The 26083-nt window shown below is 62.9% G+C and carries 30 protein-coding genes and 1 tRNA gene; 16 read left to right on the forward strand and 15 right to left on the reverse strand.

The window, feature by feature from the left end; all coding sequences use genetic code 11:
- Window positions 1-75: 75 nt before the first annotated feature.
- The gene (rpmB, locus tag V6766_RS05350) at window positions 76-372 is read right to left on the reverse strand and encodes a 50S ribosomal protein L28 (protein WP_448431497.1); all 297 of its coding nucleotides are present in this window, start codon (window positions 370-372) and stop codon (window positions 76-78) included.
- Window positions 373-600: 228 nt separating this feature from the next.
- Here rpmB and V6766_RS05355 point away from each other — a divergent pair, with 228 nt between their 5' ends.
- Together V6766_RS05355 and yddG are read left to right on the forward strand one after the other, a co-directional pair.
- On the forward strand, window positions 601-1380 hold the full coding sequence (locus V6766_RS05355; protein WP_448464337.1) for a DUF3108 domain-containing protein: 780 nt from the start codon (window positions 601-603) through the stop codon (window positions 1378-1380).
- Between the two features lie 4 nt (window positions 1381-1384).
- Window positions 1385-2257 (forward strand): aromatic amino acid exporter YddG, encoded by an 873-nt coding sequence (gene yddG, locus V6766_RS05360; protein WP_448464339.1) that lies wholly within the window; start codon window positions 1385-1387, stop codon window positions 2255-2257.
- A 333-nt stretch (window positions 2258-2590) separates the two neighbouring features.
- On the opposite strand, the gene V6766_RS05365 is transcribed toward yddG, so the two are convergent.
- Both V6766_RS05365 and gloB read right to left on the reverse strand, forming a co-directional pair.
- A complete protein-coding gene (locus tag V6766_RS05365; protein ID WP_448464341.1) occupies window positions 2591-3013 on the reverse strand; it encodes a cupin domain-containing protein in 423 nt (140 codons plus the stop codon).
- Complete coding sequence (gene gloB / locus V6766_RS05370) at window positions 3013-3783, reverse strand: hydroxyacylglutathione hydrolase (RefSeq protein ID WP_448464343.1); 771 nt, start codon at window positions 3781-3783, stop codon at window positions 3013-3015. Before gloB ends, V6766_RS05365 begins: the two co-directional genes overlap by 1 nt.
- Before the next feature lie 88 nt (window positions 3784-3871).
- On the opposite strand from gloB, the gene V6766_RS05375 reads away from it, so the two are divergent.
- From V6766_RS05375 to V6766_RS05385, 3 genes are all read left to right on the forward strand, one after another.
- The gene (locus tag V6766_RS05375) at window positions 3872-4621 is read left to right on the forward strand and encodes a class I SAM-dependent methyltransferase (protein ID WP_448433106.1); all 750 of its coding nucleotides are present in this window, start codon (window positions 3872-3874) and stop codon (window positions 4619-4621) included.
- 83 nt (window positions 4622-4704) lie between these two features.
- Window positions 4705-5829, forward strand: coding sequence for a histidinol-phosphate transaminase (gene hisC, locus V6766_RS05380; RefSeq protein WP_448464345.1), 1125 nt, complete (start codon window positions 4705-4707; stop codon window positions 5827-5829).
- Window positions 5826-6749: a prephenate/arogenate dehydrogenase family protein gene (locus V6766_RS05385; RefSeq protein ID WP_448464347.1), complete on the forward strand. Its 924-nt coding sequence runs from the start codon at window positions 5826-5828 to the stop codon at window positions 6747-6749. Before hisC ends, V6766_RS05385 begins: the two co-directional genes overlap by 4 nt.
- On the opposite strand, the gene V6766_RS05390 is transcribed toward V6766_RS05385, so the two are convergent.
- A complete protein-coding gene (locus tag V6766_RS05390; RefSeq protein WP_448464349.1) occupies window positions 6750-7745 on the reverse strand; it encodes a DUF2125 domain-containing protein in 996 nt (331 codons plus the stop codon). It abuts the gene before it with no gap.
- A gap of 49 nt (window positions 7746-7794) precedes the next feature.
- Here V6766_RS05390 and V6766_RS05395 point away from each other — a divergent pair, with 49 nt between their 5' ends.
- Window positions 7795-8346 carry a gamma-glutamylcyclotransferase gene (locus tag V6766_RS05395; protein WP_448464351.1) on the forward strand — a complete coding sequence of 184 codons (552 nt, stop codon included), beginning with the start codon at window positions 7795-7797 and terminating at the stop codon, window positions 8344-8346.
- Here V6766_RS05395 and V6766_RS05400 read toward each other — a convergent pair.
- The 4 genes from V6766_RS05400 to ftsE all read right to left on the reverse strand — a co-directional run bounded on the left by V6766_RS05400 (window position 8343) and on the right by ftsE (window position 12096).
- Window positions 8343-9137 (reverse strand): lysophospholipid acyltransferase family protein, encoded by a 795-nt coding sequence (locus V6766_RS05400; RefSeq protein WP_448464353.1) that lies wholly within the window; start codon window positions 9135-9137, stop codon window positions 8343-8345. The two genes, V6766_RS05395 and V6766_RS05400, sit on opposite strands and share 4 nt — an antisense overlap.
- Window positions 9137-9817: a YdcF family protein gene (locus tag V6766_RS05405; RefSeq protein WP_448464355.1), complete on the reverse strand. Its 681-nt coding sequence runs from the start codon at window positions 9815-9817 to the stop codon at window positions 9137-9139. The genes V6766_RS05400 and V6766_RS05405 overlap by 1 nt, the downstream gene beginning before the upstream one ends.
- A gap of 154 nt (window positions 9818-9971) precedes the next feature.
- Window positions 9972-10853, reverse strand: coding sequence for a cell division protein FtsX (locus tag V6766_RS05410; protein WP_448464607.1), 882 nt, complete (start codon window positions 10851-10853; stop codon window positions 9972-9974).
- Window positions 10854-11436: 583 nt separating this feature from the next.
- Window positions 11437-12096, reverse strand: a complete 660-nt coding sequence (gene ftsE, locus V6766_RS05415) for a cell division ATP-binding protein FtsE (protein WP_448433110.1) — start codon at window positions 12094-12096, stop codon at window positions 11437-11439.
- 247 nt (window positions 12097-12343) lie between these two features.
- Between ftsE and hpt the strand changes: the two genes are divergently transcribed.
- Both hpt and V6766_RS05425 read left to right on the forward strand, forming a co-directional pair.
- A complete protein-coding gene (gene hpt / locus V6766_RS05420) occupies window positions 12344-12886 on the forward strand; it encodes a hypoxanthine phosphoribosyltransferase (protein WP_448433099.1) in 543 nt (180 codons plus the stop codon).
- A 162-nt stretch (window positions 12887-13048) separates the two neighbouring features.
- Window positions 13049-13408: a response regulator gene (locus V6766_RS05425; RefSeq protein ID WP_448433098.1), complete on the forward strand. Its 360-nt coding sequence runs from the start codon at window positions 13049-13051 to the stop codon at window positions 13406-13408.
- Window positions 13409-13522: 114 nt separating this feature from the next.
- On the opposite strand, the gene V6766_RS05430 is transcribed toward V6766_RS05425, so the two are convergent.
- Window positions 13523-14407: a methyltransferase domain-containing protein gene (locus V6766_RS05430; RefSeq protein ID WP_448464357.1), complete on the reverse strand. Its 885-nt coding sequence runs from the start codon at window positions 14405-14407 to the stop codon at window positions 13523-13525.
- Window positions 14408-14472: 65 nt separating this feature from the next.
- Here V6766_RS05430 and V6766_RS05435 point away from each other — a divergent pair, with 65 nt between their 5' ends.
- From V6766_RS05435 to V6766_RS05450, 4 genes are read left to right on the forward strand one after another with little or no spacing between them, the layout of a single operon-like run.
- Window positions 14473-15258, forward strand: coding sequence for a ComF family protein (locus V6766_RS05435; protein ID WP_448464359.1), 786 nt, complete (start codon window positions 14473-14475; stop codon window positions 15256-15258).
- A gap of 50 nt (window positions 15259-15308) precedes the next feature.
- Window positions 15309-15566, forward strand: coding sequence for a glutaredoxin 3 (grxC, locus tag V6766_RS05440; protein WP_448431391.1), 258 nt, complete (start codon window positions 15309-15311; stop codon window positions 15564-15566).
- A 9-nt stretch (window positions 15567-15575) separates the two neighbouring features.
- On the forward strand, window positions 15576-16424 hold the full coding sequence (locus V6766_RS05445) for a carbon-nitrogen hydrolase family protein (RefSeq protein WP_448464361.1): 849 nt from the start codon (window positions 15576-15578) through the stop codon (window positions 16422-16424).
- Between the two features lie 5 nt (window positions 16425-16429).
- Window positions 16430-16858 carry a DUF1178 family protein gene (locus V6766_RS05450; RefSeq protein WP_448464364.1) on the forward strand — a complete coding sequence of 143 codons (429 nt, stop codon included), beginning with the start codon at window positions 16430-16432 and terminating at the stop codon, window positions 16856-16858.
- A 30-nt stretch (window positions 16859-16888) separates the two neighbouring features.
- On the opposite strand, the gene V6766_RS05455 is transcribed toward V6766_RS05450, so the two are convergent.
- Window positions 16889-16964, reverse strand: a tRNA-Ala gene (locus tag V6766_RS05455).
- Between the two features lie 482 nt (window positions 16965-17446).
- Between V6766_RS05455 and V6766_RS05460 the strand changes: the two genes are divergently transcribed.
- Window positions 17447-18499: a porin gene (locus tag V6766_RS05460; RefSeq protein WP_448464366.1), complete on the forward strand. Its 1053-nt coding sequence runs from the start codon at window positions 17447-17449 to the stop codon at window positions 18497-18499.
- 183 nt (window positions 18500-18682) lie between these two features.
- Here V6766_RS05460 and V6766_RS05465 read toward each other — a convergent pair whose 3' ends face one another.
- Window positions 18683-19108 carry an organic hydroperoxide resistance protein gene (locus tag V6766_RS05465; protein WP_448464609.1) on the reverse strand — a complete coding sequence of 142 codons (426 nt, stop codon included), beginning with the start codon at window positions 19106-19108 and terminating at the stop codon, window positions 18683-18685.
- A gap of 168 nt (window positions 19109-19276) precedes the next feature.
- Between V6766_RS05465 and V6766_RS05470 the strand changes: the two genes are divergently transcribed.
- The gene (locus tag V6766_RS05470) at window positions 19277-19738 is read left to right on the forward strand and encodes a MarR family winged helix-turn-helix transcriptional regulator (RefSeq protein ID WP_448464368.1); all 462 of its coding nucleotides are present in this window, start codon (window positions 19277-19279) and stop codon (window positions 19736-19738) included.
- A 21-nt stretch (window positions 19739-19759) separates the two neighbouring features.
- Here the strand turns inward: V6766_RS05470 and V6766_RS05475 are convergent, their stop codons facing one another.
- Genes V6766_RS05475 through V6766_RS05485 form a run of 3 tightly spaced genes read right to left on the reverse strand, consistent with a single transcriptional unit; the run spans window position 19760 to window position 22332 of the window.
- On the reverse strand, window positions 19760-20758 hold the full coding sequence (locus V6766_RS05475; protein WP_448464370.1) for an asparaginase: 999 nt from the start codon (window positions 20756-20758) through the stop codon (window positions 19760-19762).
- Window positions 20759-20770: 12 nt separating this feature from the next.
- Window positions 20771-21769, reverse strand: a complete 999-nt coding sequence (locus tag V6766_RS05480; RefSeq protein WP_448464372.1) for an NAD(P)H-quinone oxidoreductase — start codon at window positions 21767-21769, stop codon at window positions 20771-20773.
- Window positions 21769-22332 (reverse strand): HdeD family acid-resistance protein, encoded by a 564-nt coding sequence (locus V6766_RS05485; protein ID WP_448464374.1) that lies wholly within the window; start codon window positions 22330-22332, stop codon window positions 21769-21771. Before V6766_RS05485 ends, V6766_RS05480 begins: the two co-directional genes overlap by 1 nt.
- A gap of 356 nt (window positions 22333-22688) precedes the next feature.
- Here V6766_RS05485 and V6766_RS05490 point away from each other — a divergent pair, with 356 nt between their 5' ends.
- Both V6766_RS05490 and V6766_RS05495 read left to right on the forward strand, forming a co-directional pair.
- Window positions 22689-24101, forward strand: coding sequence for a chloride channel protein (locus V6766_RS05490; RefSeq protein WP_448464376.1), 1413 nt, complete (start codon window positions 22689-22691; stop codon window positions 24099-24101).
- Window positions 24102-24259: 158 nt separating this feature from the next.
- Window positions 24260-24976, forward strand: coding sequence for a phosphoadenylyl-sulfate reductase (locus V6766_RS05495; RefSeq protein WP_448464379.1), 717 nt, complete (start codon window positions 24260-24262; stop codon window positions 24974-24976).
- 21 nt (window positions 24977-24997) lie between these two features.
- Here the strand turns inward: V6766_RS05495 and V6766_RS05500 are convergent, their stop codons facing one another.
- Window positions 24998-25984, reverse strand: coding sequence for a LacI family DNA-binding transcriptional regulator (locus V6766_RS05500; protein WP_230720701.1), 987 nt, complete (start codon window positions 25982-25984; stop codon window positions 24998-25000).
- Between the last annotated feature and the right edge of the window lie 99 nt (window positions 25985-26083).

Here is a 26083-nt window from a genome sequence, read left to right on the forward strand (position 1 = left end):
CACCAGTTGGAGAACGAATAAAGAGAGCCTTACCGGCTGGCGGCAAGGCTCTCCAGTTTAGTCAGAATGCCTGAATCAGGCGGCGGCCTGTTCGGCCGTCTTCTTGATGATTTCCTTGCGCAGAAGGCGGGCGCGCGGCGAAAGATCGCGCTCGCCGGACTTCAGCAGGAATGCGTCGAGACCGCCGCGATGCTCAACGGAGCGGAGAGCCGCTGCCGAAACGCGCAGACGATAGCTCATGCCGGTTGCTTCCGACATCAGGGTTACCCGGCAAAGATTGGGAAGAAACTTGCGACGGGTCTTGTTGTTGGCATGGCTAACATTGTTGCCGGACAGCACGCCCTTGCCAGTCAATTCACACATGCGGGACATGGTAACACCTACTTATTCTTCTTTAGCCAAGGCTTTCAACGGGACAGCCATGCCCCGCGATCCAATTGGCGGCTCATTGGAAAGTTGCGGTTCTATAATCTTGCCCTCGCCAAAGGTCAAGGCGATTTGCCGGTTTTTCGCGGTAGACGAAAAATTTACGGCTGTTTTTTTGCTGTCAGCTACGACATAAACGGGGGGTAATCGAACTTCAATGGACGGATGCGGGATATGGCAGCTAAACTTCTTCAATCGCTCGGGCTCGTCGCGGCGCTCCTCGCAGCTCCCGCCACGCAAGCCGAGGATATCAAGCAGCAGACCACCTACACGCTGTCGTTTTCCGGAATCAGGATCGCCAACGCCGTGTTCAACACCACGGTTGCCGACGGCAAGTACAATATCAATGCCGATATCGAGGCGGCGGGGATTGGCAATCTGTTCACTTCGATCGCCGTCAAGGTCGACGCCGACGGGGTCTGGCGCAGCGGCAAGCCGGAAACGCGGGAATTCCAGCTCGTCTACCGCGATGGCGATTATGCCCGAGACTATGCCGCGACCTTTTCCAACAAGCGGGTGACGAAATCGACCATCGAGCCCGATCCGGGCCCGCGTGGGGATAACTGGGTCGAGGTCAAGTCCAAGCATCTGCGCAATGTGATCGATCCGGTCTCCGCGCTGCTGCTGCCGCCTTCCAAGAATCCCTGCGCCACCACGATCTCGATCTTCGACGGCGAAACCCGGCTGGAGCTCGAAATGGCGTCAGCGGGTAGCCGGCCGTTTTCCACGAAAGGTTTTTCCGGGCGCGCGATCGGCTGCGCCATCCGGTTCAAGCCGGTGGCGGGCTATGAGCGCAAGGATGAGGATATCGAATATCTCGCCAATTCCCGCGAACTCGTCGTCTGGTTCGCCTATAATGAGGAACTGAACGTGTTCGCGCCGGTCATGGCCCATATCCCGCTGAAGATCGGGCGGCTGACGATCTACGCCTCGAAATTCGGCCTTCCGCGCTGACGCCATGACAATGCGCGCCACCCTGATCGGGTTTTCCGCCGTGCTGATGTGGGCGTTGCTGGCGCTGTTTACAGCCGCCTCCGGCAATGTGCCGCCGTTCCAGCTTTCGGCCATCGCCTTTGCCATCGCCAGCCTGCCGGGCATCGCGGTACTGATCGCGCGGCCGGAACGGCTGAAGCGGCTGCGCCAGCCGGCGAAGGTCTGGACCGTCGGCATTGCCGGCCTTTTCGGCTATCATTTCCTCTATTTCACCGCCCTCAGAAACGCGCCGGCGGTCGATGCCGGGCTGATCGCCTATCTGTGGCCGCTTTTAATCGTGGTCGGCTCGGCGCTGCTGCCGGGCGAGCGGCTGAGAGCCCATCACATCATCGGCGCGCTTGCCGGCTTTGCGGGCACCGCCATTCTGGTCACCCGCGGCGGCGGGCTGGCGTTCAGCGGGGAATACGCACTCGGCTACTTCGCCGCCTTCCTCTGCGCCTTCACCTGGTCGGGCTATTCGCTGGCCTCGCGCTCCTTCTCCAAGGTCTCGACCGATGTCGTCACCGGCTTCTGCCTTGCAACCGCCCTGCTCTCACTGCTCTGCCATATCGGGCTGGAAACCACGGTCTGGCCCGAGAATTTCGGCCAGTGGCTGGCGGTGGCGGGCCTTGGCCTGCTGCCGGTGGGCCTCGCCTTCTACGCCTGGGACTACGGCGTCAAGCACGGCAATATCCAAGTGCTGGGGGCGGCAAGCTATGCCGCGCCGCTGCTGTCGACCATCATCCTGATTATCGCCCGATTCGGTGAACCCGGCTGGCGCGTGATCGCCGCCTGCCTGCTGATCACCGGCGGCGCGGTGATTGCCGCGCGCGACATGATCAGAGGAAAGAATTCCTAGGCCGGAGTGGAGAACAGGGCGGGAAGCGGGTCTCCCCCTGCGTCGTGTGCGCGCCCGTTTCACGGAACTTAACCGCACAGCCCCCCAATCTTCTCGCCCCGGAGGGGAGAGATGTCGCGAAAGCGACAGTGAGGGGGGAGAGCATCCACACGGGCGCCCTCAAAAGACTGACACGCTGCTCCACCCTCACTGCCCCTTTCGGGGCATCTCTCCCGCCAGCGGGAGAGAGTATTGGGTGCAAGTCTCACGGCCGCACAAAGATCGCTGCCTCAGGGAGCGTGCATCGGCGGAAGTTCGAGAAACTGAAATGCCTACGCTCCAGAACCGCTGCCCTCACCCGCCCGGTGCCCACTCCGGTTCGGCGAGTTCGAAATCCTCGAAGGTGAAGCCTGGTGCCACGGTGCAGCCGACCAGCGTGAAATCGCCGGTGGTTTTGGCCGCCTGCCAGCATCCGGCGGGAATCACCCCTTGCGGACGCTCGCCCTTTGCAATGTCCGGGCCGAGCATCTGCGTTTCCACCGCTTTGCCATCGACGGAGCGCATCAGTTTCAGGGGCGCGCCGGCATAATAGTGCCAGACCTCGACGGCTGTATGCAGGCGGTGCCAGTGTGACCGCTCGCCCGCCTTCAAGAGGAAATAGATCAGCGTCGAGGCCCCGCGCCCGCCGCCGGACGAATCACGAAACGTCTCCGCAAACCATCCGCCCTCAGGATGCGGCTTGAGCCCGAGCGCTTCGATGATCGCGTCGGCGGTCATCAGAAATTGTCCTTGCGCTTGCGGATTTCGGCCAGAACCTCGGCATTGCTCGCCTCTTCCATGCCGAGCGTCTTGCGGATCGCCGGATCGGCCACCCGGAAATAGGGGTTGGTCTTCTTCTCAAGCCCGATCGTGGTCGGAATGGTGAAGCCGCCGGCCTCCCTCAGTTCCGCCACCGCCTCGGCCCGCTCCTTCAGCACCGCATTGTCGGGATCGACGGTAAGCGCGAATTTGGCATTGGCGAGCGTATATTCGTGGCCGAAATAGACCTCGGTCTCGTCCGGCAGCGCCATCAGCTTTTGCAGCGACGGCCACATGTCGGAGGCCGGGCGCTCGAACAGACGGCCGCAGCCCATCGCAAACAGCGTGTCTGCGGCAAACAGAAGACCGTCCTCGACGAAATGATAGCAGATGTGTCCGGCGGTATGGCCGGGGGTTTCGATCACCTCCACCTTGTGGCCGGCAAATTCGAGTTCGTCGCCCTCGAACACGGCGAGATCGAGCCCCGGGATTACCACCGCCTCCTCGATCGGGCCGACGATGCGGCAGTCATATTTCTCCTTGAGCATAAGATTGCCGTCGACATGGTCCTTGTGGTGGTGGGTGGTGAAGATATCGGTGATCGTCCAGCCGCGCTGTTCGGCCTCGGCCATCACCTTTTCGCCATCGGGCGCGTCGATGCTGACGGTCTTGCCGCTTTCCGGCTCGTGCACCAGGACGCCGTAATTATCGGAGCGGCACATGAAGACGGCAATTTCCAGTGAACGCATATCAGGCCTCGCAATTGCTTACTCAATGGGCTTCAATGTAGTACGGTGAACATTGAAGTCCAACCATCAGCCGGGTCAACCTCAGCTCATGAATGCCGATATCGTAGACCTGCGCGCGTTTTATCACACCGAGCTCGGAAGGCTCGCCGCCCATTCGATCGCGATGGCGCTTACGCCGATCTGGCAGTCGCTGCCGGATGAGCGGCTGGCGGGGCTTGGCTATTGCCTGCCCTATCTCGACCGGTTCGCCGGTGAGGCCGAAAGAACCATGGCGCTGATGCCGGCCTCGCAGGGCGCGATCAACTGGCCGCCGCTCGGCCCGTCGGCAACCGTCCTCGTTCATGAAGAGGAATTGCCGCTGCCGGATGCGTCCATTGACCGCATCCTGCTTGTCCACGCGCTCGAATTCGCCGAGGCCCCCCGCGAGACCATGCGCGAATTATGGCGGGTGCTGGCGCCCGGCGGCAGGGTGGTGATCGTGGCGCCCAATCGGCGCGGCGTCTGGGCGCGCCTCGAACATACGCCCTTCGGCAATGGCCGGCCCTATTCCAAGGGGCAGATCATCGAATTGCTGCGGGAGACCAATTTCACCCCCGCGGCCTTTGCCGAGGCGCTGTTCTTTCCGCCGTCGAAAAGCCGCGCGGTGCTGAAGCTTCGCTCCAGTTTCGAGCGCTCCGGCCGCACCTTCTGGCCCGCCTTTGCCGGCGTCAACATCATCGAGGCGCAGAAGCGGCTCTATCAGGGCCTGCCCGTCGCAGCCCGCGCCGCGCGCAAGGTGCTGGTGCCGGCGCTTGCGCCCCAGGGCGTGCCGACCACGCGCGCGCGACATCGCGGCTGACACTCGACAAAGACCCCAATCGCAATTATTGCTGCTCACGCCAAAAACCGGCCGGAAAAGGCCGACAATTTTCGAGGTTTCCGATGACCGAACAGATGATCAAGCCAACGCCGCGCCCCGGCATCATGGACATTGCCGCCTATGTGCCCGGCAAGTCCCATGGCGAGGGCGCTGGCAAGGTTCACAAGCTGTCATCGAACGAGACCCCGCTCGGGCCGAGCCCGAAGGCGATCGCCGCCATGCAATCCGTGGGTGAGCACCTGGCGCTCTATCCCGACGGCCAGTCGAGCGCGCTGCGCGAGGCGATTGCCGCCAAATACGGGCTCAACACCGGTAATATCATCTGCGGCAATGGTTCCGACGAACTGCTCGGCCTGATCGCCCATGTCTATCTTGGCGAGGGCGACGAGGCGATCATCACCGAGCACGGCTTCCTGGTCTACAAGATCCAGATTCTCGCAAACGGCGCCACGCCCGTCACGGTGAAGGAAAAGGACGCGCGGGTCGATGTCGACGCGATCCTCGCGGCCGTCACCGACAGAACCCGCGTCGTCTTCATCGCCAATCCGGCGAACCCGACCGGCACCTATGTGCCGTTTTCGGAAATCCGGCGGCTCCATGCCGGCCTGCCGAAAAACGTGGTGCTGGTGCTCGACGCCGCCTATGCCGAATATGTCCGCCGCAATGATTATGAGGCCGGGCTGGAACTGGTCGCCGAGAATGACAATGTGGTCATGACCCGGACGTTTTCGAAGATCTACGGGCTTGCAGCGCTCAGGGTCGGCTGGCTTTACGGCCCGTCCGATATCATCGCGGCGCTGGAGCGGGTGCGCGGCCCCTTCAACCTCAACGCGCCGGCGATCGCGGCGGCGACGGCGGCGATCAGGGACGACGCCTTCACCCGGGCGGCCGTCGATTACAATCTGAAATGGATCGAGCGGCTGACCGATGAGCTCACCGCGCTTGGCTTGACGGTCACGCCGTCGGTCGCCAATTTCGTGCTGATTCATTTCCCCGATGAGGATGGAAAGCGCGCGGCCGACGCCGACCGCTATCTGAGCGCTCGGGGCTATATCCTGCGGGCCGTCGCCGGCTACGGCTTCCCCAACGCGCTGCGCATGAGCGTCGGCACCGAAGAGGCCAATCTCGGCGTCATCGAGGCGCTGAAGGCGTTTCTCGCCGCCGCGCCGGAAACGGAAAAGGCATGATCGCATTCGAACGCATAGCGCTGATCGGCATCGGCCTGATCGGCTCCTCGCTTGCCCGCGATATCCGCGCCAAGGGGCTTGCCCGCGAGATCATCATCTCGACGCGTTCGCCGGAAACGCTGCGGCGGGCGGAGGAACTGGGGCTTGGCGACCGCTATACCGCTTCCGCCGAAGACGCGGTGCGCGGCGCGGATCTGGTAATCGTCTCGGTGCCCGTCGGCGCGTCCGGCGCGGTGGCCGAGCGCATCGCGCCCAATCTGAAGCCCGGCGCGATCCTGACCGATGTCGGCTCCACCAAGGCCTCTGTCATCGCGCAGATGTCGCCTTTCGTGCCCGAGAACGTGCATTTCATCCCCGGCCACCCGATCGCCGGCACCGAGAAATCCGGCCCGGATGCCGGCTTTGCCGGCCTGTTCAAGGGCCGCTGGTGCATCCTGACGCCGGCGGAAGACGCCGACCCGGAAGCCGTCGACAAGCTCACCCGGTTCTGGCAGGCGATCGGCTCCAAGGTCGACACCATGGCCGCCGATCACCACGACAAGGTGCTGGCGATCGTCTCGCACCTGCCGCATATCATCGCCTACAATATCGTCGGCACCGCGGACGATCTGGAGACGGTGACCGAATCGGAAGTGATCCAGTATTCCGCCTCCGGCTTTCGCGATTTCACCCGCCTTGCGGCCTCCGACCCCACCATGTGGCGCGACGTCTGCCTGCATAACCGCGACGCCATTCTGGAAATGCTGGCGCGTTTTTCGGAAGACCTCGCCTATCTCCAGCGCGCGATCCGCTGGGGCGAGGGCGACAAGCTGTTCGAACTCTTCAGCCGCACCCGTGACATTCGCCGCTCGATCGTGGAGGCCGGACAGGATGTCGAGGCCGCCGACTTCGGCCGCCACGCGCTCGACGACAAGGACTGATCAAAGCGGCGGTATCTTGCCGAGCGGGATGAAGCCGAGCACGGCCCTGCCATGTTCGACGCGCACATCGAGCGTCACCGTGCGCTGGCCGCCGGTGAAGTTCTTCACCAGGCCGGTGACGGAATTGATGACGCCGGCAGCGCCAGGGAAGCTCAGCGCGGCAAGCTGGGCCACGCCGTCTATGCCGGTCAGTTCGAAGCTGAAGCGACCATCGAGATAGCCGTCCTTGTCGAAGGCGAAGCGGCCCGAGACCGCCATCGTCGACTGGCTTTCGCCAATCGCGAGCGCCGCCTGGTTGACGATCCCGCTCTTGCCGCGCAGCATTTGCGGATGGAAGTCGGTCTCGAGCAGCGCGCCGCCGTCATCGACGGTTGCCAGAAGATTGAGCGACACGGCGGGCAAGGCCTCGGCATTGTTCTGCGGACGCAGAACCGCCTCGTTCAGGTTCAGCGCGACATCGAGATCGCCGTTGTCATTGCGCACCAGCCCCTGCCCCTGCTCCGCCGTCAGCGTTCCCTGTCGGCCCTGGGGATCGGCGAAACGGGCGGTCACGGCCTCGAAATCGAAGGAGACGAGGCGCGGCGCTCCACCCCTGTAGATCAGCTTGCCGCCGAAATCCTGCCACTCCGCGCGCAACAGCATGCCGGCGTCGTTTTGCAGCGTGGCGGGGCCGGTGAGCTTCGCCAGAACCGACCACGGCGAATAGACCGGCGCCTCGGCCATAAGTTGCGGCGCGTCGAAGACCGAATCCGACGTCCGGTCGCGCACATGCAGGCCGTCACAGAAAAAACCGAATTTGGCGGGAAAGCCGTTATAGCCGATGTCCTCGCAGTTCACGACGACGTTTTGCTGATCCTGGCCCTGAAGCAGCGTGAAAATCCGGGCTTTGACTGTGCGGGCGATATAGAACCAGCCGAGGGCATAGGCGACCATCAGGGCGATCAGAACGATCAGCGTCCATTTCAGAAACTTGCGCGTTCGGGTTGATCTCGCCATCATGGGCCTCATTGTAATTTCGGAACTCAACGGTGTCAGGCAATAGCATATGGACGAATTCTGGATATTTGGCTACGGCTCGCTGATGTGGAATCCGGGTTTTGCGACCCATCGACGCATGCCCGCCCGGCTTGCAGGCTACCACCGCAGCCTCTGCGTCTATTCCCACGTCCACCGCGGCACGGCGCACCAGCCGGGCCTCGTGCTCGGGCTCGATCGCGGCGGTTTCTGCGAGGGCGTGGCGCTCGCAGCCAGGGTCAAGGACGAGGAAGAAATCCTTGCCTATCTGCGCGGTCGCGAACTGGTCACCCGCGTTTACCGCGAACTGGTGCTGCCCGTTCGGCTGTCATCGGGCGAAAACGTGCCCGCGATCACCTATGTCGTCGACCATGCACATGAGCAATATGCCGGCAAGCTCGATCTTGATCACGCTGCCGAACTGGTGCGGGGCGGCCACGGCCAGTCGGGCCCCAATCGCGATTACCTCCTGAACACCGTAGACCATCTGCGCGAGATGCAGATCAATGACGCAGCGCTGGAAACGATCGCGGGCCTCCTGAAGAACGAACAGCCGCGCCCGGTGCGGCGAGACGCGCTCTAAGCTCCGGCAGACGCCCTCAGCTCGGCAACGCGCTTGCGGGTGACCTCCGGCAGGTCGAGATGCGGATTGGCGTCGACGGTTTCGATCAGCAGGCGATCGCTCTCGCGCTCCATGGTCGCGACAAGTTCGTCGAAAAACTGCCGCGGCTCCTTTCCGGGCGCAATCGCCGGCAGGATGCGGACCTTGAAATGTCCCCCCTGGCGACGGAAACTGCCGCGCGGCCAGAACAGTCCCGGGTGCATGACCACCGGGATGACCGGCACGCCGAGATCGCGGTAGAGCCGCTGGATGCCGCGTTTGTAATCGGCCGCCGCCCCCGGCGGTCGGCGCGTTCCCTCCGGAAAGATCACGAGTTGGCGCCCGGTCTCGACCTCCGCCTTGGTGCGCGCGATCGCATCTGCCATGGCGCGGCCGGTCTGTGCCCGGTCGACGGCGATCTGGCGCTGCTTCTTGAGATACCAGCCAAACAGCGGCATCTGGATCAGTTCGCGCTTGAGCATGAACACCGAATCCGGGATCCATGGCAAAAGCATGATCGTATCCCATGCGGACTGATGCTTGGGGGCGATGATGCACGGCCCGTCCGGCAGGATTTCCAGCCCCTCGATGGTAAACGTCGCACCCGCCCAGATCCGCATCTGCGCGTTGACGAAGCGACCCCAGCCCTGCACCACCACCCGATAGGCGTTCTTGCGCGACGCCAGGAAATAATAGGGCGACTGCACGATCATCAGCACCGCGGTGCCGAGATAGAAGGCGATGTTAAACGCGGCGGAGCGGATCATGCCCATCAGTTCTCCTCCCCGGCCGGCGCAAGCGCCGAAAGCCCGGTTTCGGCGCGCAGATGGGCGCCAAGAAATTTCATGTATTCGGAGCCGACAATCCTCAGATAGCGAAGGCTTTTTCGCCACGAAGCATCCTGCTCACTGAATGGCACCGGATAACCGACAAACACGGTATCCGGATCGATATGCCTGAGTTCAAACAGTCCGCGCGGCAGGTGATAGGCGCTGGTGACGACGAGGATGCGGCTATAGTCGTGCTCCTCGATCCATTTGCGGGTCTCCACTGCGTTGCCGTAGGTATCCAGCGCCTCGTAACCGACATCGACGCAGCATTCGAAAAGCTGGCTGTCGCCGCCAATCACGTTGAGAATGCTCTCGGGGGTGGTCGAGGGATTGACGCCGGAAATCAGCAACCGCTCGCCCGCGCCGGCCTCCAATAGAGCGAACGCCTCCTCGATCCGGCGCGATCCGCCGGTGAGCACCACAATCGCATCGGTCTCGTAGATCTGCGGCGGCCTGGCTGTCAGGATATTGTAGCAGAACACCACAAATCCGCCGCCGAACACCAGCACGATCAAAATGAGCAGGAAGCCGACAAGGCGCGCGAGACGGCCGGCGGCAGAACGCCGCCGCGCCCCGTGTTCGCTGCCGCCTTTGTCGTGCGGCTTGCGCGCCCTTTCCGCCATGCCCGATCCATTTCCAGTTTTGCGCCCGGTTCGCGGGGTCACCATCTGAATGCTTGTGAAACCGTCCGAATCAGACGGCTGACCCGCCAACCTATACAACACAGGAAATAGAGTTGAAATTCAGGCGGCGGATCGGCGGCAGGATTCCGAAAAATCAGACCGTATCGGTCCGCTCCGGATCGGAGCGCACGATGTCGATTTCGCGAATTGTGCGGATCACCGTCAGCCGCGTCGTCAGCGCCGTCAGACCGGCGATCGCGACGATGGTGAGCAGGATGCCGAAATAAGCCCCCCAGCCTATCGAGATCGTGCCGAACAGCGCCGTTGTCTGGTCCGCGCCGGGGGTCGCGAGATAGCGTCGCTGCCAGAACCGCGCCAGCACGAAGAACAGGCAGGCCAGCGCGCCGCCGAGGAACGCGCCCTTGAGCGCGACATTGAGGAAATGGCGCTGGAACTGACGGGCGACGAACGAGGCCTCCGCGCCGACGAAATGCAGCACCTCGACGATATCACGGCTGCCGGCGAGCGCGCCGCGCGTGGCAAACACCACCGTCAGCACCATGGCGGAAAACACCAGCGCCATGATCGACACGCCAATCGTGGTGGTCGCATCCGCCATTGCCGACAACCGGCTCACCCAGGCGCGGTGATCATCAAGCGATGCGCCGGGCACCGCCTTTTGCAGCGCCGCGGCCATGGCCGCGAAATCGGGCGGATTGTTTTCGTCGATGGTCACGATCACCAGCCGCGGCACGGGCAGCATGTCGAAATCAAGCCCGGAGCCAAGCCACGGTTCCAGCAGCCGCTCCGTCGCCGCCTCATCGACAACACGTCCATCCAGCGTTCCGACGAATTGCAGCGCCACATCGCGCGCGTTCAGCAACGCCTGGTTCATGTCGCGGCCCTCGCGCGGCTTGATCTGGATCGTGACCTCGCGGGAGATGCCACCCTGCCAGCTTTCAGCGGTCGCGCGCACCATGGAGACCGCGCCGAGCGTCAGGCAGGCCAGAAACGCCATGATCGTCACCACGGCCATCAGCGCCCGCGTCTGGACATTGGAAGGCGGCACGATCGGCGTCGGCTTGCGCGGCGCCTGGCGCGCGGGCCGAAAGCGGGTCTTGCCGCCGAGCTTGACGCCAGACTTGGGGCCGGACTTGGAGCCAGGGGCCGGACGCGGGATCCGCGCCTTCGCGGTGGGTTCCGGGGATGGAGCCGCACCCGGACGAGGCTGCTCGGCGCGCCGCGCGACCGGCGTTTCCTGCCCCTGCGGCACCGGATTGGCCCGCGACCGGAAGGTCGGCGGCGGGCTTGTTGGCCTCTGCCGCGCCTGCGCCGCCTGTCGGGCCTCTTCGGCCCGCTGCGCTTCTATCCGCTGGGCCTCTTGTCGTCGCGCCGCCTCGCGCTCCTTCGCGCGGCGCTCCTCCAGCGCCTCGGCGCGGCGCTGGGCAAGCTGGCGCTGTTGCTCCGCCTGGCGGCGCGCGGCCTCCTCCTGCTGCTGGCGTATCTCCTCCAGACGCCGCGCCTCGAGCAGGCGCTCTTCCTCCGCGCGCTGTTCGGCAAGGCGCCGTTCGGCGCGTTCTCTTTCCTCGATGCGGGGATCGCGAAGCGAGCGGGGCGGCCTAGTCATGAATATCGAGCCTTCCTTCCGAAAGGATCATCCGGCGCGCGTTATAGCGGTCCATCAGCGCGATATCATGAGTGGCGATGACAACGGCGGTGCCCAGCCGGTTGAGCTCCACCAGCAGGCTCAGGATGCGCCGCGCCATCGGCGGATCGACATTGCCCGTCGGTTCGTCGGCGAGCAGCACTTCCGGCTGGTCGATCAGCGCGCGGGCGATTGCCACGCGCTGCTTCTCGCCGCCGGAAAGCACCGGCGGGCGGGCATGGAGCCGTTCGCCGAGCCCGACCCATTTCAGGAGTTCGATCACGTCGTTGCGGTAGGAGACCTCATCCTTGCCGCGCACCCTCAGCGGCAGCGCGACGTTCTCGTAGGTGGTCATATGGTCGAGCAGCCTGAAATCCTGAAACACGATGCCCACGCGGCGGCGCAGCATCGGCAGTTCCTTGTGCGGGATGACGGCGACGTCGCGGCCGAACAGGCGGATCAGGCCGCGCGTCGGCTGCAGCGCCATCAGCATCAGTCTGAGCAGCGTCGTCTTGCCCGCGCCGGAAGGGCCGGTCAGGAACTGGAAGGAGTTCCTTGGAATGTCGAAAGTCAAGTCGCGCAGGACTTCCGGGCCCATTCCATAGCGCAGGCCAACATTTTCAAACTGAATCAGTGCCATGCCCTGATACTGTCCTCGTCGTTCGATCCCTTCCATTATCCGCGATTATGAATAACAGGTCGTGAACAGGCCGCAAGTTATGCGATTTTGGCGGATATCCACGGCGTTTTGCCCTCACGGCGCGGTTGCGCCCGGCCCCGCGATTGCCCAGCCCGGCCAAACCCAGTAAAACCAGCCATCTTCAAACGTATACGGCGTTTCCGGCCCTCAAGGCCCGGCGCTGGAGGCAAGGGAGCGCGCCATGCATGTCGTCCGCGGCAAAAAGATCGAAGTCCTGTTTTCGCCCGAGGAGATTGCCGCGCGCAATGAGGAGCTTGCCCGCGAGATCGCCAGCGGTCCCTCGCAGGACCTTCTCGTGATCGCGATCCTGAAGGGCTCCTTCGTATTCGCCGCCGATCTGATCCGCGCGCTGCACAAGGTCGGCCTCGCGCCGGAAGTGGAATTCATGACGCTGTCGAGCTACGGCACCGGCACCGTCGGCAAGTCCGTGCGGATGGTCAAGGATATCGACAGCGAGGTCGAGGGCCGCGACGTCCTGCTGATTGACGACATTCTCGAATCGGGCCGCACGCTGCGTTTCGCCCGTGAGCTGATGCTGGAGCGGGGCGCCGCCAATGTCTCGGTGGCGGTTCTTCTCGACAAGCAGAACAAGCGCGAGGAAGCGCTCGACGCCGATTATGCCGGCTTCCACTGCCCGGACAAGTTCGTTGTCGGCTACGGCATGGACGTGGCCTATGCCTTCCGCGAGCTTCCCTTCGTCGGCGTGGTGACCGGGGATGCTTAATCAAGCATAAATACAGTCCGAACAGCTTGTTAACTACATAAACCGCCACATTTCGATGTTTACCTCTCGCTAGGAAAGTTCTGGTCATCTCCATTGCAACAAAGCCTGGAACAACAGGCTTGCAAGACGGGTTTTGAAAGACAGAGAGAACTGGATAGCGCCATGGCGAGGATTCTGATCACCGAAGACGAGGCATCGCTGCGTATGTTTGTCGCCCGGGCTTTAAGGCTCGACGGCCATGAGACCGTGGAAGCCTGCGATGGCGCCGAGGGGCTCGAACTTCTGAGTGAAAGCCACTATGACCTCCTCCTCTCCGACGTCCGCATGCCGATCATGGACGGCATCGCGCTGGCGCACGCCACGGCGAGCGATCACCCGCGCACCAAGATCCTGCTGATGACCGGCTTTGCCGAACAGCGCGAACGCGCCGATGACCTGATGGAAAAGATCGTCGACGTGGTTTCCAAACCGTTCGCGCTGCCGGATATCCGCAAGGCCGTGGCCCGCGCGCTGGCGGCATAGGATCGGGCCACAACCGCTGCAGTTTCCGCAAAGGCCGCTGCCGGAGCCACGACTGCTTACAAACCTATCCTTGTTAGGGCGGCTTCAATCCTGTTTGATGACGCCGAGGCGGCTTCACCGCTTCAGCTTGATCTCTTCGGTGTTCAGTGCGTCGGCAAGCCGCATTTTTGCAGAGCCCGGCTTCAGCGGTTTCTGCTGGCTTTCATGCGGACTCCATCCGGAAACGTAGATCACCGAGAAACTGGCCCGGATGCGGCCGTCGGGGTCGGCGTAGCGTTCGGCATAGAGCTCGGCGGCGCGCAGGAAGAACCGGCGGCTGACCGGTTTGTTGGAACGGCCGAGAAGCGGGTTGGCCATACCCATCGCACGCAAATCGGCCATCAATGAAAACAGCGTGTCGTAGCGCACCGTATAGGTTTCCTGGTCGACCACCGGGAGGGTGAAACCGGCGCGCTGGAGCAGGCCGCCGATATCGCGGACATCGGCAAACGGAATCACCCGCGGGCTCGCGCCGCCATAGAGCTCGATTTCAGCCGCGAGCAGACACTCGCGCAGTTCGGCAAGCGTGCCGCTGCCGGGAATGGCCGCCAGGAAAAGACCGTCCGGCTTCAGAGCCCGGCGGATCTGGATGAAATAGCCCGGCAGGTCGTTGATGAGATGCGCGGCCAACGGCGACAGCACGAGGTTCAGCGACTGGTCGTCCAGCCCCGGCAGCTCGAGCGGCGCAAGCGAAAACCCCTCTCCCTCGCCCGCGAAATCCGCATCGGTTTCGATGCGCGTCATCGCGCCAACCTTGCCGGAGGCGCGGGCGGCTTCGGCCACAACGCCGGTGACGCCATGCAGTTCCGCCGCCTTGTCGAAACGGCGTTCGACCACGGCCAGCCGGTCCGCCAGTTCCTCGGCCACGATATTAAGCAGGAAATCCGCTCCCTTCTGGCCTTTCCGGAAAGCGCGCAGCCGGTTTCTCGCCACGCGGGCGGTATCGAAAACCTGTTCCATGGCTGAATATCCTTTCCCGCAAATCGGCCTCGAAATGCACCCGGAAACGCGGTACTGTCAAGGACATGGACGCGCCCGAACCCTCGCTTCTGAAAAACCTTGCCGCCCGCTCCGAGGCGATCGCGCTCGGCGCGCTCAATCAACTCGGCAATCTGATCTATCCCCCGGTCTGCGCCGCCTGCGGGCGCAATACCGGCTCGCATCGCGCGCTGTGCATGACCTGCTGGAGCGATATCCGCTTTATCGAGCGGCCCTTCTGCGCGGTGCTCGGGACGCCGTTTTCCCACGATCTCGGCGAAGGCATCCTGAGCGCCGAGGCGCTTGCCCATCCGCCGGAATTCGATCGGCTGCGCTCGGCGGCGTTTTATTCCGGCACGGTGCGCAACCTGGTCCACGCGCTGAAATATCGCGACAACACCCATCTGGCGGTGATGATGGCAAACTGGATGCTCCGCGCCGAAGACGGCATGGTCAAGGAATGCGACGGCATCACCGCCGTGCCGCTGCACCCGACACGGATGATGGCGCGCCGCTTCAACCAGTCGGCGGAGCTCGCCCGCCATCTCGCCCGCCTTTCCCGCAAGCCTTTCCTGCCGGGGCTCATCCGGCGAAAGAAGCGCACCATCCAGCAAGTGGGCCTCACGCGGTCCGCCCGCGAGGACAACGTGCGCGGTGCCTTCGTGCTTGCCCCGCATAGCGAGGATCTGGTGTTCGGCCGGCGCATCCTGCTGGTCGACGACGTCTATACCACAGGCGCCACGGTTTCGGCCGCGGCGCGTCTCCTGAAGCGCAAGGGCGCCGCCGATGTCAGCATTTTGACCTTTGCACGCGTGCTTGATGAAACTATATGAAGGCCAGCCGGTTATACCGGACAGGCTGAAACAAGGAGGCACGAGCGAACATGGCCAATATCGACATCTATACGCGCGATTTCTGTGGTTTCTGCGCCCGCGCCAAGTCGCTGCTGGACAAGAAGGGTGTTGCCTACACCGAATACAACGCCACCGAAACGCCGGACGTCCGCGCCAAGATGATCGACCGCGCCGGCGGCCGGTCCACCTTCCCGCAGATATTCATCGGCGATCGCCATATCGGCGGCTGCGACGATCTTTACGCTCTGGACGCGGCGGGCCAGCTCGATCCGCTGCTTGCCGCATAGGAAAACACGATGACCCGCTTCAAGGCCGCCGCCCTGCAGATGCGCTCGGGCACCGATCCCGAAAAGAACGCCGAAACGCTTGCCCGGCTCGTGCGCGAGGCCGCCGGCCATGGCGCGACCTATATCCAGACGCCTGAAATGACCGGCGCGGTGCAGAAAAGCCGCAAGGGTCTGATGGCGGTGCTGAAGCCGGAGGCGGACGATATCATCGTCAAGACAGCAGCGGAGCTTGCCCGCGAACACGGCATTCACCTCCATATCGGCTCCACCGCGATCGCTGTGGATGATGGCATGATCGCCAACCGCGCGCTGCTGTTCTCCCCCAAGGGCGAGATTCTGGCCCGCTACGACAAGATCCACATGTTCGATGTCGATCTCGACAATGGCGAGAGCTGGCGCGAGAGCGCGGTCTACCGCCCCGGCGAAAAGGCCGTACTTGCCCGCCTGCCCTTCGCCGCCATCGGGCTCGGCATCTGCTACGATGTGCGTTTCCCCGATCTCTACAACGCCTACGGGCTTGCCGGCGCGGAGGTTCTGACCGCGCCCGCCGCCTTCACGAAGCAGACTGGTCTGGCTCACTGGCATGTGCTGCAGCGCGCCCGGGCGATCGAAAACGGCGCCTACATGATTTCGGCAGCCCAGGCCGGCACCCACGAGGACGGCCGCGAGACCTTCGGCCATTCGATGATCGTTGACCCCTGGGGCAAGATCATCGCCGAGGCGGGCGACGAGGGCGAGGCCGCAATCATTGCCGAGATCGACACCGACGCCGTGACGGCGGCGCGCGGCAAGGTGCCGAACCTGAAGAATATCCGCGCCTTCGCCCTGGAAGAAGCGCGGGCTCTTGCGGAAGTCTGAAAGCCGTGATCCACTATTCCCTCCGTTGTGACAACGGCCATGATTTCGATGGCTGGTTTGCCGGCAGCGCCGATTTCGACAAGCAAGTCGAAAGCGGCTTCCTGACCTGTCCCGTCTGCAATTCGGCCAAGGTTTCCAAAAGCCTGATGGTGCCGCAGGTCACCACCGCCCGCAAGCAGGAAAGCCGCAAGGCCGCCCTGGTCGACAAGGCCCAGCGCGAGGCGATGGACAAGCTGCGCAAGGCCGTCGCCGAAATTCGCGCCAATGCCGAGGACGTCGGCGAACGCTTCCCGGACGAAGCCCGTAAGATCCATTACGGCGAGAGCGAGGAACGCGGCATTATCGGCGAAGCCAATGCCGACGAGGTACGCGGCCTTCTGGAGGAAGGCATCGAGATCATGCCACTGCCGATCCTGCCGGACGACAAGAACTGAGCGGAGAATTTTCGTAATCGCGGGGAAAATTGGTGGAGCCGAGCGGGATCGAACCGCCGACCTCTGCAGTGCGATTGCAGCGCTCTCCCAGCTGAGCTACGGCCCCAATGACATCAGCGCTGATACTCCAATCCGGGGCGCGGGGCAAGCGTGATCGATACGAATTTCCCGGTTGCAAATCCGGTCAGCTTTGAACGGCCGATCTTCCGAACCGCTGCTGTCCGGCGATGCGGCGAATGCCTGCTTGCGCCGCGGGCAGCCCCGTCCGTCTCGGGCGCCGCCATTGGGCAACGGCGCAGGATGACGAATAAATTACTGTTTTATATATATTTTTTTAAAGTTTCCGCTTGATATCGCTATCGCTTGTAAAGCAACCGGCCTCAAAAAGTTGCGCAATCAACACAGTCGAGGCGAAACCGGGACGAATGCGCGTCAACCGTGTGAAGTCTCCTTGCTCGGCAGTTGCCTTAACAATTCGTAAACGTATAGTGGGGCACGCAATCGCCAATAATCGGTTGATCGAATAACAACGAGTGCGTCGTGGCGACCTGCATTCACATTACGTTCCAATTGTTGGAGATTCCGTTCATGAAGATCAACGTATTGCTTATCGGCTCCGCTTCGCTGCTGGCGCTTTCCGCCACCGGGGCCCGGGCCGCGGATCCCGTGATGGCGATCGAGCCGGCGCCCGCCAATTATGTCGAAGTCTGCGACGCATTCGGCAAGGGCTATTTCTACATTCCGGGCACCGAGACCTGCCTCAGCATCGACGGCTATGTCCGCTTCGAGACCAAGTTCGGCGGCATCCAGACCGGCTCCGCCGATGACAGCGACTGGTACCCCTACGTCAAGGCCAATCTCCAGTTTACCGCCAAGACCGACACCGAACTCGGCACGCTGACCTCGGTGATGACACCCGAGTTCTACTATTATTCCAACGGGTCAGGGGACGACTTCAAGTTCGACCAGGCCTATATCGACATTGGCGACGCCGTTCAGTTCCGGGCAGGGTACATCAAGGGTTTCTGGAACGAGGATTTGTGGGGCGAACTCGACAATATCGACAATGTCAGCCGCTACAATGCGGTGCGTCTCGGCTACTTCCCCTCGGACGGTTTCCAGATCGCGCTCGAACTCGATGCGCTCACCAAGGACAATAGCGACGACCCGAAGCTCGGCCTGTCGGGCCGCATTGCCTGGGCGCCGTCTGACTCGAACTACATCAAGCTCGATGTCGCCTATGACACCGACAGCGAAAACTACGCCATCCGTCCCTGGGCAGGCATCGGCATCGGCCCCGGCACATTTGAAATCGCCGGTCTTTACGAAAGCGGCTTCATTTCCTACGCGCCGGACTTCACCGCCGATAACTGGAACGATTCACCAATCGCCGGCACCTACATGAAATACGCGGTGGCCGCCAACTACTATTTCAACGTCACGGAAAACCTGATTCTGGCGCCGCAGACCCAGTATAATGTCGCCAGCAACGACAAGGCCTTCTGGGAAGCCGGCGCGACGGCGGACTGGCAAGTGGTCGACAATTTCCACGTCCGCGCCAACCTCAACTACGCCTTCCTCGATGATGACTGGAACCAGCAGAACTGGTTCGGCTGGCTGCGTCTGGAACGCGATTTCTGAATTTCGGCGTTGGCATGAAACACGTAAGCCGCGGCAGCCCGCCGCGGCTTTTTTCATGCTATAGTAATTCCAGGTGAAGTGGACACCGGTTCACCGTCCGGAATTGCGTAAAAACAAAGAGATAGAGCCTTTCCGCGTCTCCGTGAAATGCGGAAAGGTTCCAGCGCCGACAGCGGTCCCGGCCTATTCCGTGACCGAAACCGGCACTTCGTAATTGACCCGCAGCGCATGGCTGTAGGGGCAGACGATGTGGGCTGCATGAACCAGTTCCTCGGCCTCCGCGCGATCCATGCCGGGAATGGCGACCGAGAGCGAAACCTCGATGCCGAAGCCCTCGCCATCATCGCGCGGGCCGACGCCGACGGTTGCGGTCACCCGCGTTTCGGAGGGGAGCTTGACCTTTTTCTTACCGGCCACGTTGAACAGCGCGGAGGTGAAGCAGGCGGAATAGCCGGCGGCGAAAAGCTGCTCGGGATTGGTCCCCTCGCCGCCCGGGCCGCCCATTTCCTTCGGCGGCGTGAGCTTGACCTCGAACGAGCCATCCTCGGTGCGGGCGGTGCCTTCGCGGCCGCCGGTGGAGGTGGCCTTGGTGGTGTACAGTGCCTTGATCATCTTCGTTCTCCTTCGCGCCGATGGCGCATTCAGTGGAACCTGTCGAAACGACGCGCGAACGCGGGTTTCGGTTCCGCGTTCATCGCATGAGTTTTATATATAGCACAATTATATTGTGCACAATATATATTTACAAATGCCTCGCTTCCCCGCTATATTCTTGGCATGGAACACCTTGAAAACGACGCCCGAGAACCGCTGCTCAATCTCGAAAACCAACTCTGTTTTGCCGTCTATGCGACCGAGCACGCCTTCCAGCGCGCCTACAAGCCGCTGCTTGCGGAACTCGGCCTGACCTATCCGCAATATCTCGCGATGATGGTGCTGTGGGAAGGCAGGCTCGTAACCGTCAACGAGTTGGGAAAACGGTTGGGGCTCGATTCCGGGACATTGTCGCCGCTTCTGAAAAGGCTCGAGGCCGCCGGCTACATCGTGCGCAAGCGCGGACGCGACGATGAACGGCGCGTCGAGGTGGCGCTGACCGAGAAAGGTCGCACCGCGCGTGGCAAGGCCAGAAATGTCGCCGCGTCGATCGCGCTGAAGACCGGATGCAGTCTCGATCAGGCGCAGTCGCTGCTTTCCGAGTTGAACGCGTTGCGCAAACGGCTGCTCGCGCCAGTCGACTAGGCCTCGCGCCAGTCGACTAGGCTAAGCCGGCAGAACGGCGCGAACCGCGCCGACCTCGGTTCCGTTCCAGTTCTTCAGCGTCGTCGCGGCCATGTCCGAAAGCTTCGCCGCGGTCGCATCGTCATCGACGAAGCGCGCGAGCACGGCGGCCACCATCGCTTCGGCGGCGCGCGTCGTCCCGTCCTCGCATTTGAGCGCAATGCCGAGGCCTTTTTCCGGCAGCGCCGCGCAGAACACGCCTTCCGCCCCGGTCTTGGCGAAAATTTTCCCGGGCGAAAGCGACATCAGTTCGGTGCAGGCGCGCCTGGTGCCGGCAACATACCACGGCTCGGCCATGCAGGCCGATAAAATGCGGTTTCCCGCCTTCGCACGGACGGGCGACAGCCCCTCCCCGGTCGCAAGCTTCGCGAAGCCTTGCGCCAGCGCCTTCAGCGGCACCGCATAGGTCGGGATATTGCAGCCGTCGATACCGCAGAGATCGCGGCCCACCGGCGCGCCGGTGACATCCTCCATAGCCGCCCGGATTTCGGCCTGCAGCGGGTGGTCGTAGCCGGAGTAGCCTTTCGGGTCGATGCCCTGATGCGCGCAGGCGCAGATGAAGCCGGAATGCTTGCCCGAACAATTGTTGCAGAGCGCATCCGGCCTGTCGCGGGTGCGCGCCTGATGGATCAGCACCGGCTGCTGGAACGACCAATGCGCGCCGCATTCGAGATCGTCGACGCTACGCCCGGCCTTTGCGAGCATCTGGCGCGCCAGTTCGGCATGGCCATCCTCCCCCGAATGGGACGAGGCCGAAAACGCGATTTCCTTGTCGCCGAAACCGAAGGCATCCGCCGCACCGCTTTCGACGAAGGGCAGCGCCTGGATCGCCTTGCAGGCCGAGCGCGGGAACACCGCCGCCTCGATATCGCCCGCCGAATAGGCGACGGTTCCCGCGCCATCGACCACCGCGATCATGCCGCGATGGCGGCTCTCAACGACATCGCCGCGGGTGACTTCCACCAGAACCGGATTGGTCATGTTTTTATCCCGTCAATCGAATGTAAGAACAATCTTGCCGATGTGGTCGCCACCCTCCATGCGGCGATGGGCTTCCACGACATCCTCGAAGGCGAACACCCGGTCGATGACCGGCTTGACCTTGCCCGCTGCAATGAGCGGCCAGACCTTTTCCTGCAATTCATCGCGGATCTCGCGTTTCTCCGCATCAGTGCGCGGCCGCATGGTCGATCCCGTAACCCTGAGGCGTTTGAGCATGATCGGCATGAGGTTGGCGTTTTCCACCTTGGGGCCGCCGAGAAAGGCGATGATAGAAAGGCAGCCATCCCTGGAAAGCGCCGAAAGATTGCGCTGGAAATAGGCCCCGCCGATCATGTCGAGGATGATGTCGACACCGCCGGTCTTTTCCTTGATGACCTCGGAGAAATCCTGCTCGCGGTAATTGATCGCGACATCGGCGCCGAGCCGCTCCGCCGCGGCGCATTTTTCGGCAGAGCCGGCGGTGGTGAAGATCGTCGACGCTCCGAAGGCCTTCGCGAGCTGGATCGCCGTCGTGCCGATCCCGCTGGTGCCGCCATGGATCAGGACGCTTTTGCCCTTCTCAAGCCCGGCCATCATGAACAGGTTCGCCCAGACGGTGAAGAAGGTCTCGGGAAGCGCGGCCGCGCTGACATCGTCCATGCCGTCCGGCGCGGGCAGAACCTGGCCTTCCGACAGAATGCAGAATTCGGCATAGCCGCCGCCATTGGCAAGCCCGCAGACCCGGTCGCCGACCGCAAACCCGGTCACGCCTTCGCCAAGCGCCGCCACCGTTCCCGCGACCTCAAGCCCGAGAATGGGACTTGCGCCCGGCGGCGGGGGATAATTACCCTGCCGCTGGGCGACGTCCGGGCGATTGACGCCCGCAGCCGCAACCTTGACCAGCACCTCGCCAGGCCCCGGCGTCGGGCGCGGACCGGTTGCGATCGACATCACATCGGGCCCGCCGAAACCGCCGAGCGCGACGTGGCGCATGCTGCCGTCAGAAGCCATCACGCTTCCTTGCGCGGCTTCAGCGCCAGCGCGAACACCACCAGGGAAAAGCCGTAGACCAGGAAGTCGGCGGCCACGAACAGGCCAAGCAGCCACAGGCTGTTCTGCGGGAAGTTGGAGGCGATCAGCACCGCGGCGAGAATCAGCACCAGGCCCGAGAAGATCATCCAGCCCCAGCCTTTGATGGGACGCATGGTCATGCCGAGATAGATGCGGAAACCGCCGGCAATCGCGAGCGAGATGCCGACCATGATGGTGAATACGCCGGAGGCGAGCATCGGGTTGCGCATCACGAAAATGCCGGCCAGCACGTAAAGCAGGCCGGAGATCAGCCAGAAGGCGACATGGCCTGTCCGCCGATTGTAGAAAAGCTGCGACAGGTGGATAACGCCGGCGACGATCAGCATCGCCCCGAAGAACACGACCGACGCCACGGTGGCGACCACCAGATTGCCGAGCAGTATAAGGCTCAGCACGATCAGCAGCACGCCGAAGGCCAGCACCCATCCCCAGCGTCCCCTCGCCTTGTCGGCATTCAGCTCCTGCTGCTCAAGAATCGTCATTGGACATCCCCTTCCAAAAATACATGAATTATCGAGACGATAGTGAGGAAGGATTTGATAAGCAACTGTTCCTTCGCTCATCAGGGCGCCGCAGACTGGACGACTGCCGGTCGCGCAATGAAGGTCGCGCGGCAACGCCCCATGTTTCCCCGCAATCCGCCGGGCCGAGCGAAGCCCGATCACGCTTCGGGCGCTCAGTAACATAAAGTGCGAATGATCAATTCTTTTTGCCGCAAAGAGCCTTGAAATCCTTCAAGGCCAAGAGGATAACGGGGCAGCTTCACCCCGTATCCTGATGCATCACGCCGCCGGGCCGCGGACTGCCGAAACACTGACATTGCCGCGAAAGCCGAGCCATGCGCCCCTATTACAAGAACGTCAAAATGGTCCGCCGCACACGGGTGATGTGGGGATCATGGCGGATCTGGCAGCCGCGGCTGGTGTTCTGGATCGGCGCGGTGATGATCGGGGTGGTGAGCGTCGGGTTCGCGCGCGCTTCCGACCATGCCTATCACTTGTTCGAGACGATGCGGCAGTCGAGTGCATGGTCGCCGTTTCTGCCGCTGGTGCTAACCCCGCTCGGCTTCATGCTGTGCTCCTATCTTTCAACGCGCTGGTTCCCGAACACGCAGGGCTCCGGCATTCCGCAGGCGATCGCCGCGCGCCATCTGCATGACGTCGAAAGCCAGCACAGGCTGCTCAATCTCAGGGTCGCCACCGGCAAGGTGCTGATCACGATCATCGGCCTGTTCTGCGGCGCCTCGATCGGACGCGAGGGACCGACCGCGCAGGTCGGCGCCTCGATCATGATCCAGACGGCGCGCTGGGGAAAGATGATCCAGACCCGGGGCCTGATTGTCGCGGGCTCGGCCGCCGGCATTTCGGCGGCGTTCAACACGCCGCTCGCCGGCATCGTCTTCGCCATCGAGGAGATGAGCCGCGCCTATGAATCGCGCGCCAACGGGCTGGTGGTCTCGGCCATCATCCTGTCCGGCCTCGCCGCGATCGGGCTCGCCGGCAATTATACCTATTTCGGCCACGCCTCCGCCATCGCCGTCAAGCCCGAGGAATGGGTCGCCGTATTCGTTTGCGGCATTGGCGGCGGCCTTCTGGGCGCGCTGTTCTCGCTTTACTCGCTGAAGGCCGCCCGGCGGATCAAGCGCTGGGCGCAGGCGGCGCCAATCAAGCGCATGGCGTTGTTCGCCGGCGCCTGCGGCCTTGCCGTGGCGGTCATCGGCATCGTCTTTGGCGGCGCAACCTTCGGCACGGGCTACGAACAGGCGCGGACCGTGATCGAGGGAGGCTCGATCAGTCCCGTGTTCTTCATCGGCAAGCTTGCCGCCACCTTCCTGTCGATGGCGTCCGGCATTCCGGGCGGCCTGTTCGCGCCGTCGCTGTCGGTGGGCGCGGCGTTCGGCTCCACCATTGCCGATGTGCTCGGCGTCAGCATCGGGCTTGGCGCGATCCTCGGCATGGCCGGCTATTTCGCGGGCGTGGTGCAATCGCCGATGACGGCCTTCGTCATCATCCTGGAAATGACCGACAATCACGACGGCATCATCACCTTGATGGCGACCTCGATGCTGGGCTATATCGCCTCGCGGCTGATCTCGCGCGAGCCGCTCTATCACGGCCTGTCACGCGCCTATCTCGCCGACGCCATCAAGTTCCAGCGCGCCCGCAACCGCGAGGTCGATGAACAGGACCGCGCATCGATCGGCGAAATGCGTGAGGAAACCCGCCGCTATGACGAAAAGGGCGGCGTCTGACCACGGAAAAGTGCTGGCTTTCTACAAGGCCGGCTCATAGGCAAAGCTTTTATTCAGCCGGCTCGCATTTCGGCAAACAGGTACCTTGAAGGCCTTCCTTATAGTCGTCAAACTATGCGAAATTTTGAATAGGCAAGTATTTCGAAGAGGCAAGTTTCATGACAAACAGCGATACAGTAACGGAATTGGACAAGACTCTTGGCGGGTTCGACCTGACCGGACGGCTGCGGTTGATCGCTGAAACCGGCAGACCGGCGGTCTTCACGACCAGCCTCGGCATCGAAGACCAGGTGATCACCGAGGCGATAGCAACCGGCGGCCTCGATATCCGGATCATCACGCTCGATACCGGCCGGCTTTTTCCCGAAACCGAGGCGCTGATCACAGAAACGGAAACGCGCTACAACACCCGCATCGAGCGCTTCCACCCCGAGGCCACCGCGGTCGACGACTATGTCAAGAATTATGGCCGCAACGGATTTTACGAAAGCGTCGAGGCCCGCCACGCCTGCTGTCAGGTGAGGAAGCTCGAGCCGCTGGCCCGGGCCCTGGATGGCGCGGCCTACTGGATCACCGGCCTGCGCCGTGGCCAGTCCGGCAACCGCGCGACCACGCCCTATGCCGAGGCGGACGCCGCCCGCGGCCTCATCAAGGTGAATCCGCTCGCCGACTGGAGCCTTGAAGATATCCGCGCCCATGTCGAGCGACGGGCCATCCCGGTCAATCCGCTTCACGCCCGCGGCTACCCTTCCATCGGCTGCGAGCCGTGCACGCGCGCGATCAAGCCGGGCGAACCGGAGCGCGCCGGACGGTGGTGGTGGGAAAACGACGCCAAGCGCGAATGCGGCCTGCATGTCGCCAAGGCGGCGAGCTAGCTCCCGAGAAATGCTGGCGCTCTATCGCCGCGTCGAAGCGCCCTCGATGATCTCGAACGGCAGTTCAACCGCCTTCTTCGGGCGCTCGCCCTCGCTCAGATAGCGCATGATCATCTCGGCGGCCTTGTAACCCATATCGTAGAGGGGCACGTAGACGGAAGTCAGCGGCGACTCTTCCACATCTGCGAAGTCGACGCCGTTGTAGCCGCAGATGCCGAGATCCTCCGGCACCTTGAGGCCGATCTGCTGTGCGCCGAAATAGACGCCGAGCGCCAGCCGGTCATTGTGGCAGAACACCGCGTCGATCTGCGGCAGGCGCTTGCCGAGATCGAAAACGAGCTTCATGCCCTGCTCCAGCGGACTGCTGCCGCTCGCCTCGAAAACATAGTCGGGATCGTAGAGCCCGGCCTCGGCCAGCGCATCCTGATAGCCCTCGAACCGGCGGCGCGAGCGGATATCCTTGCCGCCGCCAAGAAGGGCGATCCTGCGATAGCCCTTGGAAAGAAGGTGCTCGACCGCCGCCTTCGCGGCCGCGCGATTGCGAATCCCGACCCCCATGTCCAGCGGCGTGATGCTGGTATCCATCATCTGCACGACCGGGCAGCCGAGCTCGGTGATCAGCGGCTTGTTGACCGGAAATTCGGCAACGCTTTCGAGGATGATGCCCGCCGGATTCTGCGCGACGAACAGGTTGATCAGCTTGGCTTCCTCGGCGGCATCAAGCCCAATATTGGCGAACTGCGTGGTGACGTCGCTCGAATGGAACCTGTCCTCGATCCCGTGGGCGGCATGGAAAAATCCGCTCATTTCCAGGATCGGCGCCAGAACGGCGACCGTTCCGCTGTGGCGGCTCGCCAGCGCGCGCGCCGCAAAGTTGGGCACGTAGCCGATATCCTCGATGACTTCGAGTATCTGCTCGCGCAGCTTGTCGCTGACCTTGTGCGGCTCCCTGAGCGCCCGCGACACCGTGATCGGACTTACGCCGGCAATACGAGCGACGTCACTCAAGGTCGTGCGCGCTCTCGGTCCGCCTCTTACCCGTAAAGACAATTCCCCGTTCCCCTGCTCTATCGTGAAAGCATCCCATTGTTATTGTTAACGGGTTGC

The organism is Martelella sp. AMO21009 (assembly GCF_053484295.1).

Excerpts from the sequence above, each read along its gene's own strand:
- V6766_RS05395 (WP_448464351.1), top strand. The coding sequence starts at position 7,795 with ATGGACGAATTCTGGATATTTGGCTACGGCTCGCTGATGTGGAATCCG.
- V6766_RS05495 (WP_448464379.1), top strand. The coding sequence starts at position 24,260 with ATGACAAACAGCGATACAGTAACGGAATTGGACAAGACTCTTGGCGGG.
- yddG (WP_448464339.1), top strand. The coding sequence starts at position 1,385 with ATGACAATGCGCGCCACCCTGATCGGGTTTTCCGCCGTGCTGATGTGG.
- V6766_RS05365 (WP_448464341.1), bottom strand. The coding sequence starts at position 3,013 with ATGACCGCCGACGCGATCATCGAAGCGCTCGGGCTCAAGCCGCATCCT.
- V6766_RS05445 (WP_448464361.1), top strand. The coding sequence starts at position 15,576 with ATGACCCGCTTCAAGGCCGCCGCCCTGCAGATGCGCTCGGGCACCGAT.
- hpt (WP_448433099.1), top strand. The coding sequence starts at position 12,344 with ATGCATGTCGTCCGCGGCAAAAAGATCGAAGTCCTGTTTTCGCCCGAG.
- V6766_RS05485 (WP_448464374.1), bottom strand. The coding sequence starts at position 22,332 with ATGACGATTCTTGAGCAGCAGGAGCTGAATGCCGACAAGGCGAGGGGA.
- V6766_RS05375 (WP_448433106.1), top strand. The coding sequence starts at position 3,872 with ATGAATGCCGATATCGTAGACCTGCGCGCGTTTTATCACACCGAGCTC.
- V6766_RS05475 (WP_448464370.1), bottom strand. The coding sequence starts at position 20,758 with ATGACCAATCCGGTTCTGGTGGAAGTCACCCGCGGCGATGTCGTTGAG.
- V6766_RS05490 (WP_448464376.1), top strand. The coding sequence starts at position 22,689 with ATGCGCCCCTATTACAAGAACGTCAAAATGGTCCGCCGCACACGGGTG.
- rpmB (WP_448431497.1), bottom strand. The coding sequence starts at position 372 with ATGTCCCGCATGTGTGAATTGACTGGCAAGGGCGTGCTGTCCGGCAAC.
- V6766_RS05460 (WP_448464366.1), top strand. The coding sequence starts at position 17,447 with ATGAAGATCAACGTATTGCTTATCGGCTCCGCTTCGCTGCTGGCGCTT.
- V6766_RS05435 (WP_448464359.1), top strand. The coding sequence starts at position 14,473 with ATGGACGCGCCCGAACCCTCGCTTCTGAAAAACCTTGCCGCCCGCTCC.
- gloB (WP_448464343.1), bottom strand. The coding sequence starts at position 3,783 with ATGCGTTCACTGGAAATTGCCGTCTTCATGTGCCGCTCCGATAATTAC.
- V6766_RS05410 (WP_448464607.1), bottom strand. The coding sequence starts at position 10,853 with ATGGCCGTGGTGACGATCATGGCGTTTCTGGCCTGCCTGACGCTCGGC.
- V6766_RS05385 (WP_448464347.1), top strand. The coding sequence starts at position 5,826 with ATGATCGCATTCGAACGCATAGCGCTGATCGGCATCGGCCTGATCGGC.
- hisC (WP_448464345.1), top strand. The coding sequence starts at position 4,705 with ATGACCGAACAGATGATCAAGCCAACGCCGCGCCCCGGCATCATGGAC.
- V6766_RS05480 (WP_448464372.1), bottom strand. The coding sequence starts at position 21,769 with ATGGCTTCTGACGGCAGCATGCGCCACGTCGCGCTCGGCGGTTTCGGC.
- V6766_RS05470 (WP_448464368.1), top strand. The coding sequence starts at position 19,277 with ATGGAACACCTTGAAAACGACGCCCGAGAACCGCTGCTCAATCTCGAA.
- V6766_RS05400 (WP_448464353.1), bottom strand. The coding sequence starts at position 9,137 with ATGGGCATGATCCGCTCCGCCGCGTTTAACATCGCCTTCTATCTCGGC.
- V6766_RS05430 (WP_448464357.1), bottom strand. The coding sequence starts at position 14,407 with ATGGAACAGGTTTTCGATACCGCCCGCGTGGCGAGAAACCGGCTGCGC.
- grxC (WP_448431391.1), top strand. The coding sequence starts at position 15,309 with ATGGCCAATATCGACATCTATACGCGCGATTTCTGTGGTTTCTGCGCC.
- V6766_RS05405 (WP_448464355.1), bottom strand. The coding sequence starts at position 9,817 with ATGGCGGAAAGGGCGCGCAAGCCGCACGACAAAGGCGGCAGCGAACAC.
- V6766_RS05390 (WP_448464349.1), bottom strand. The coding sequence starts at position 7,745 with ATGGCGAGATCAACCCGAACGCGCAAGTTTCTGAAATGGACGCTGATC.
- V6766_RS05355 (WP_448464337.1), top strand. The coding sequence starts at position 601 with ATGGCAGCTAAACTTCTTCAATCGCTCGGGCTCGTCGCGGCGCTCCTC.
- V6766_RS05425 (WP_448433098.1), top strand. The coding sequence starts at position 13,049 with ATGGCGAGGATTCTGATCACCGAAGACGAGGCATCGCTGCGTATGTTT.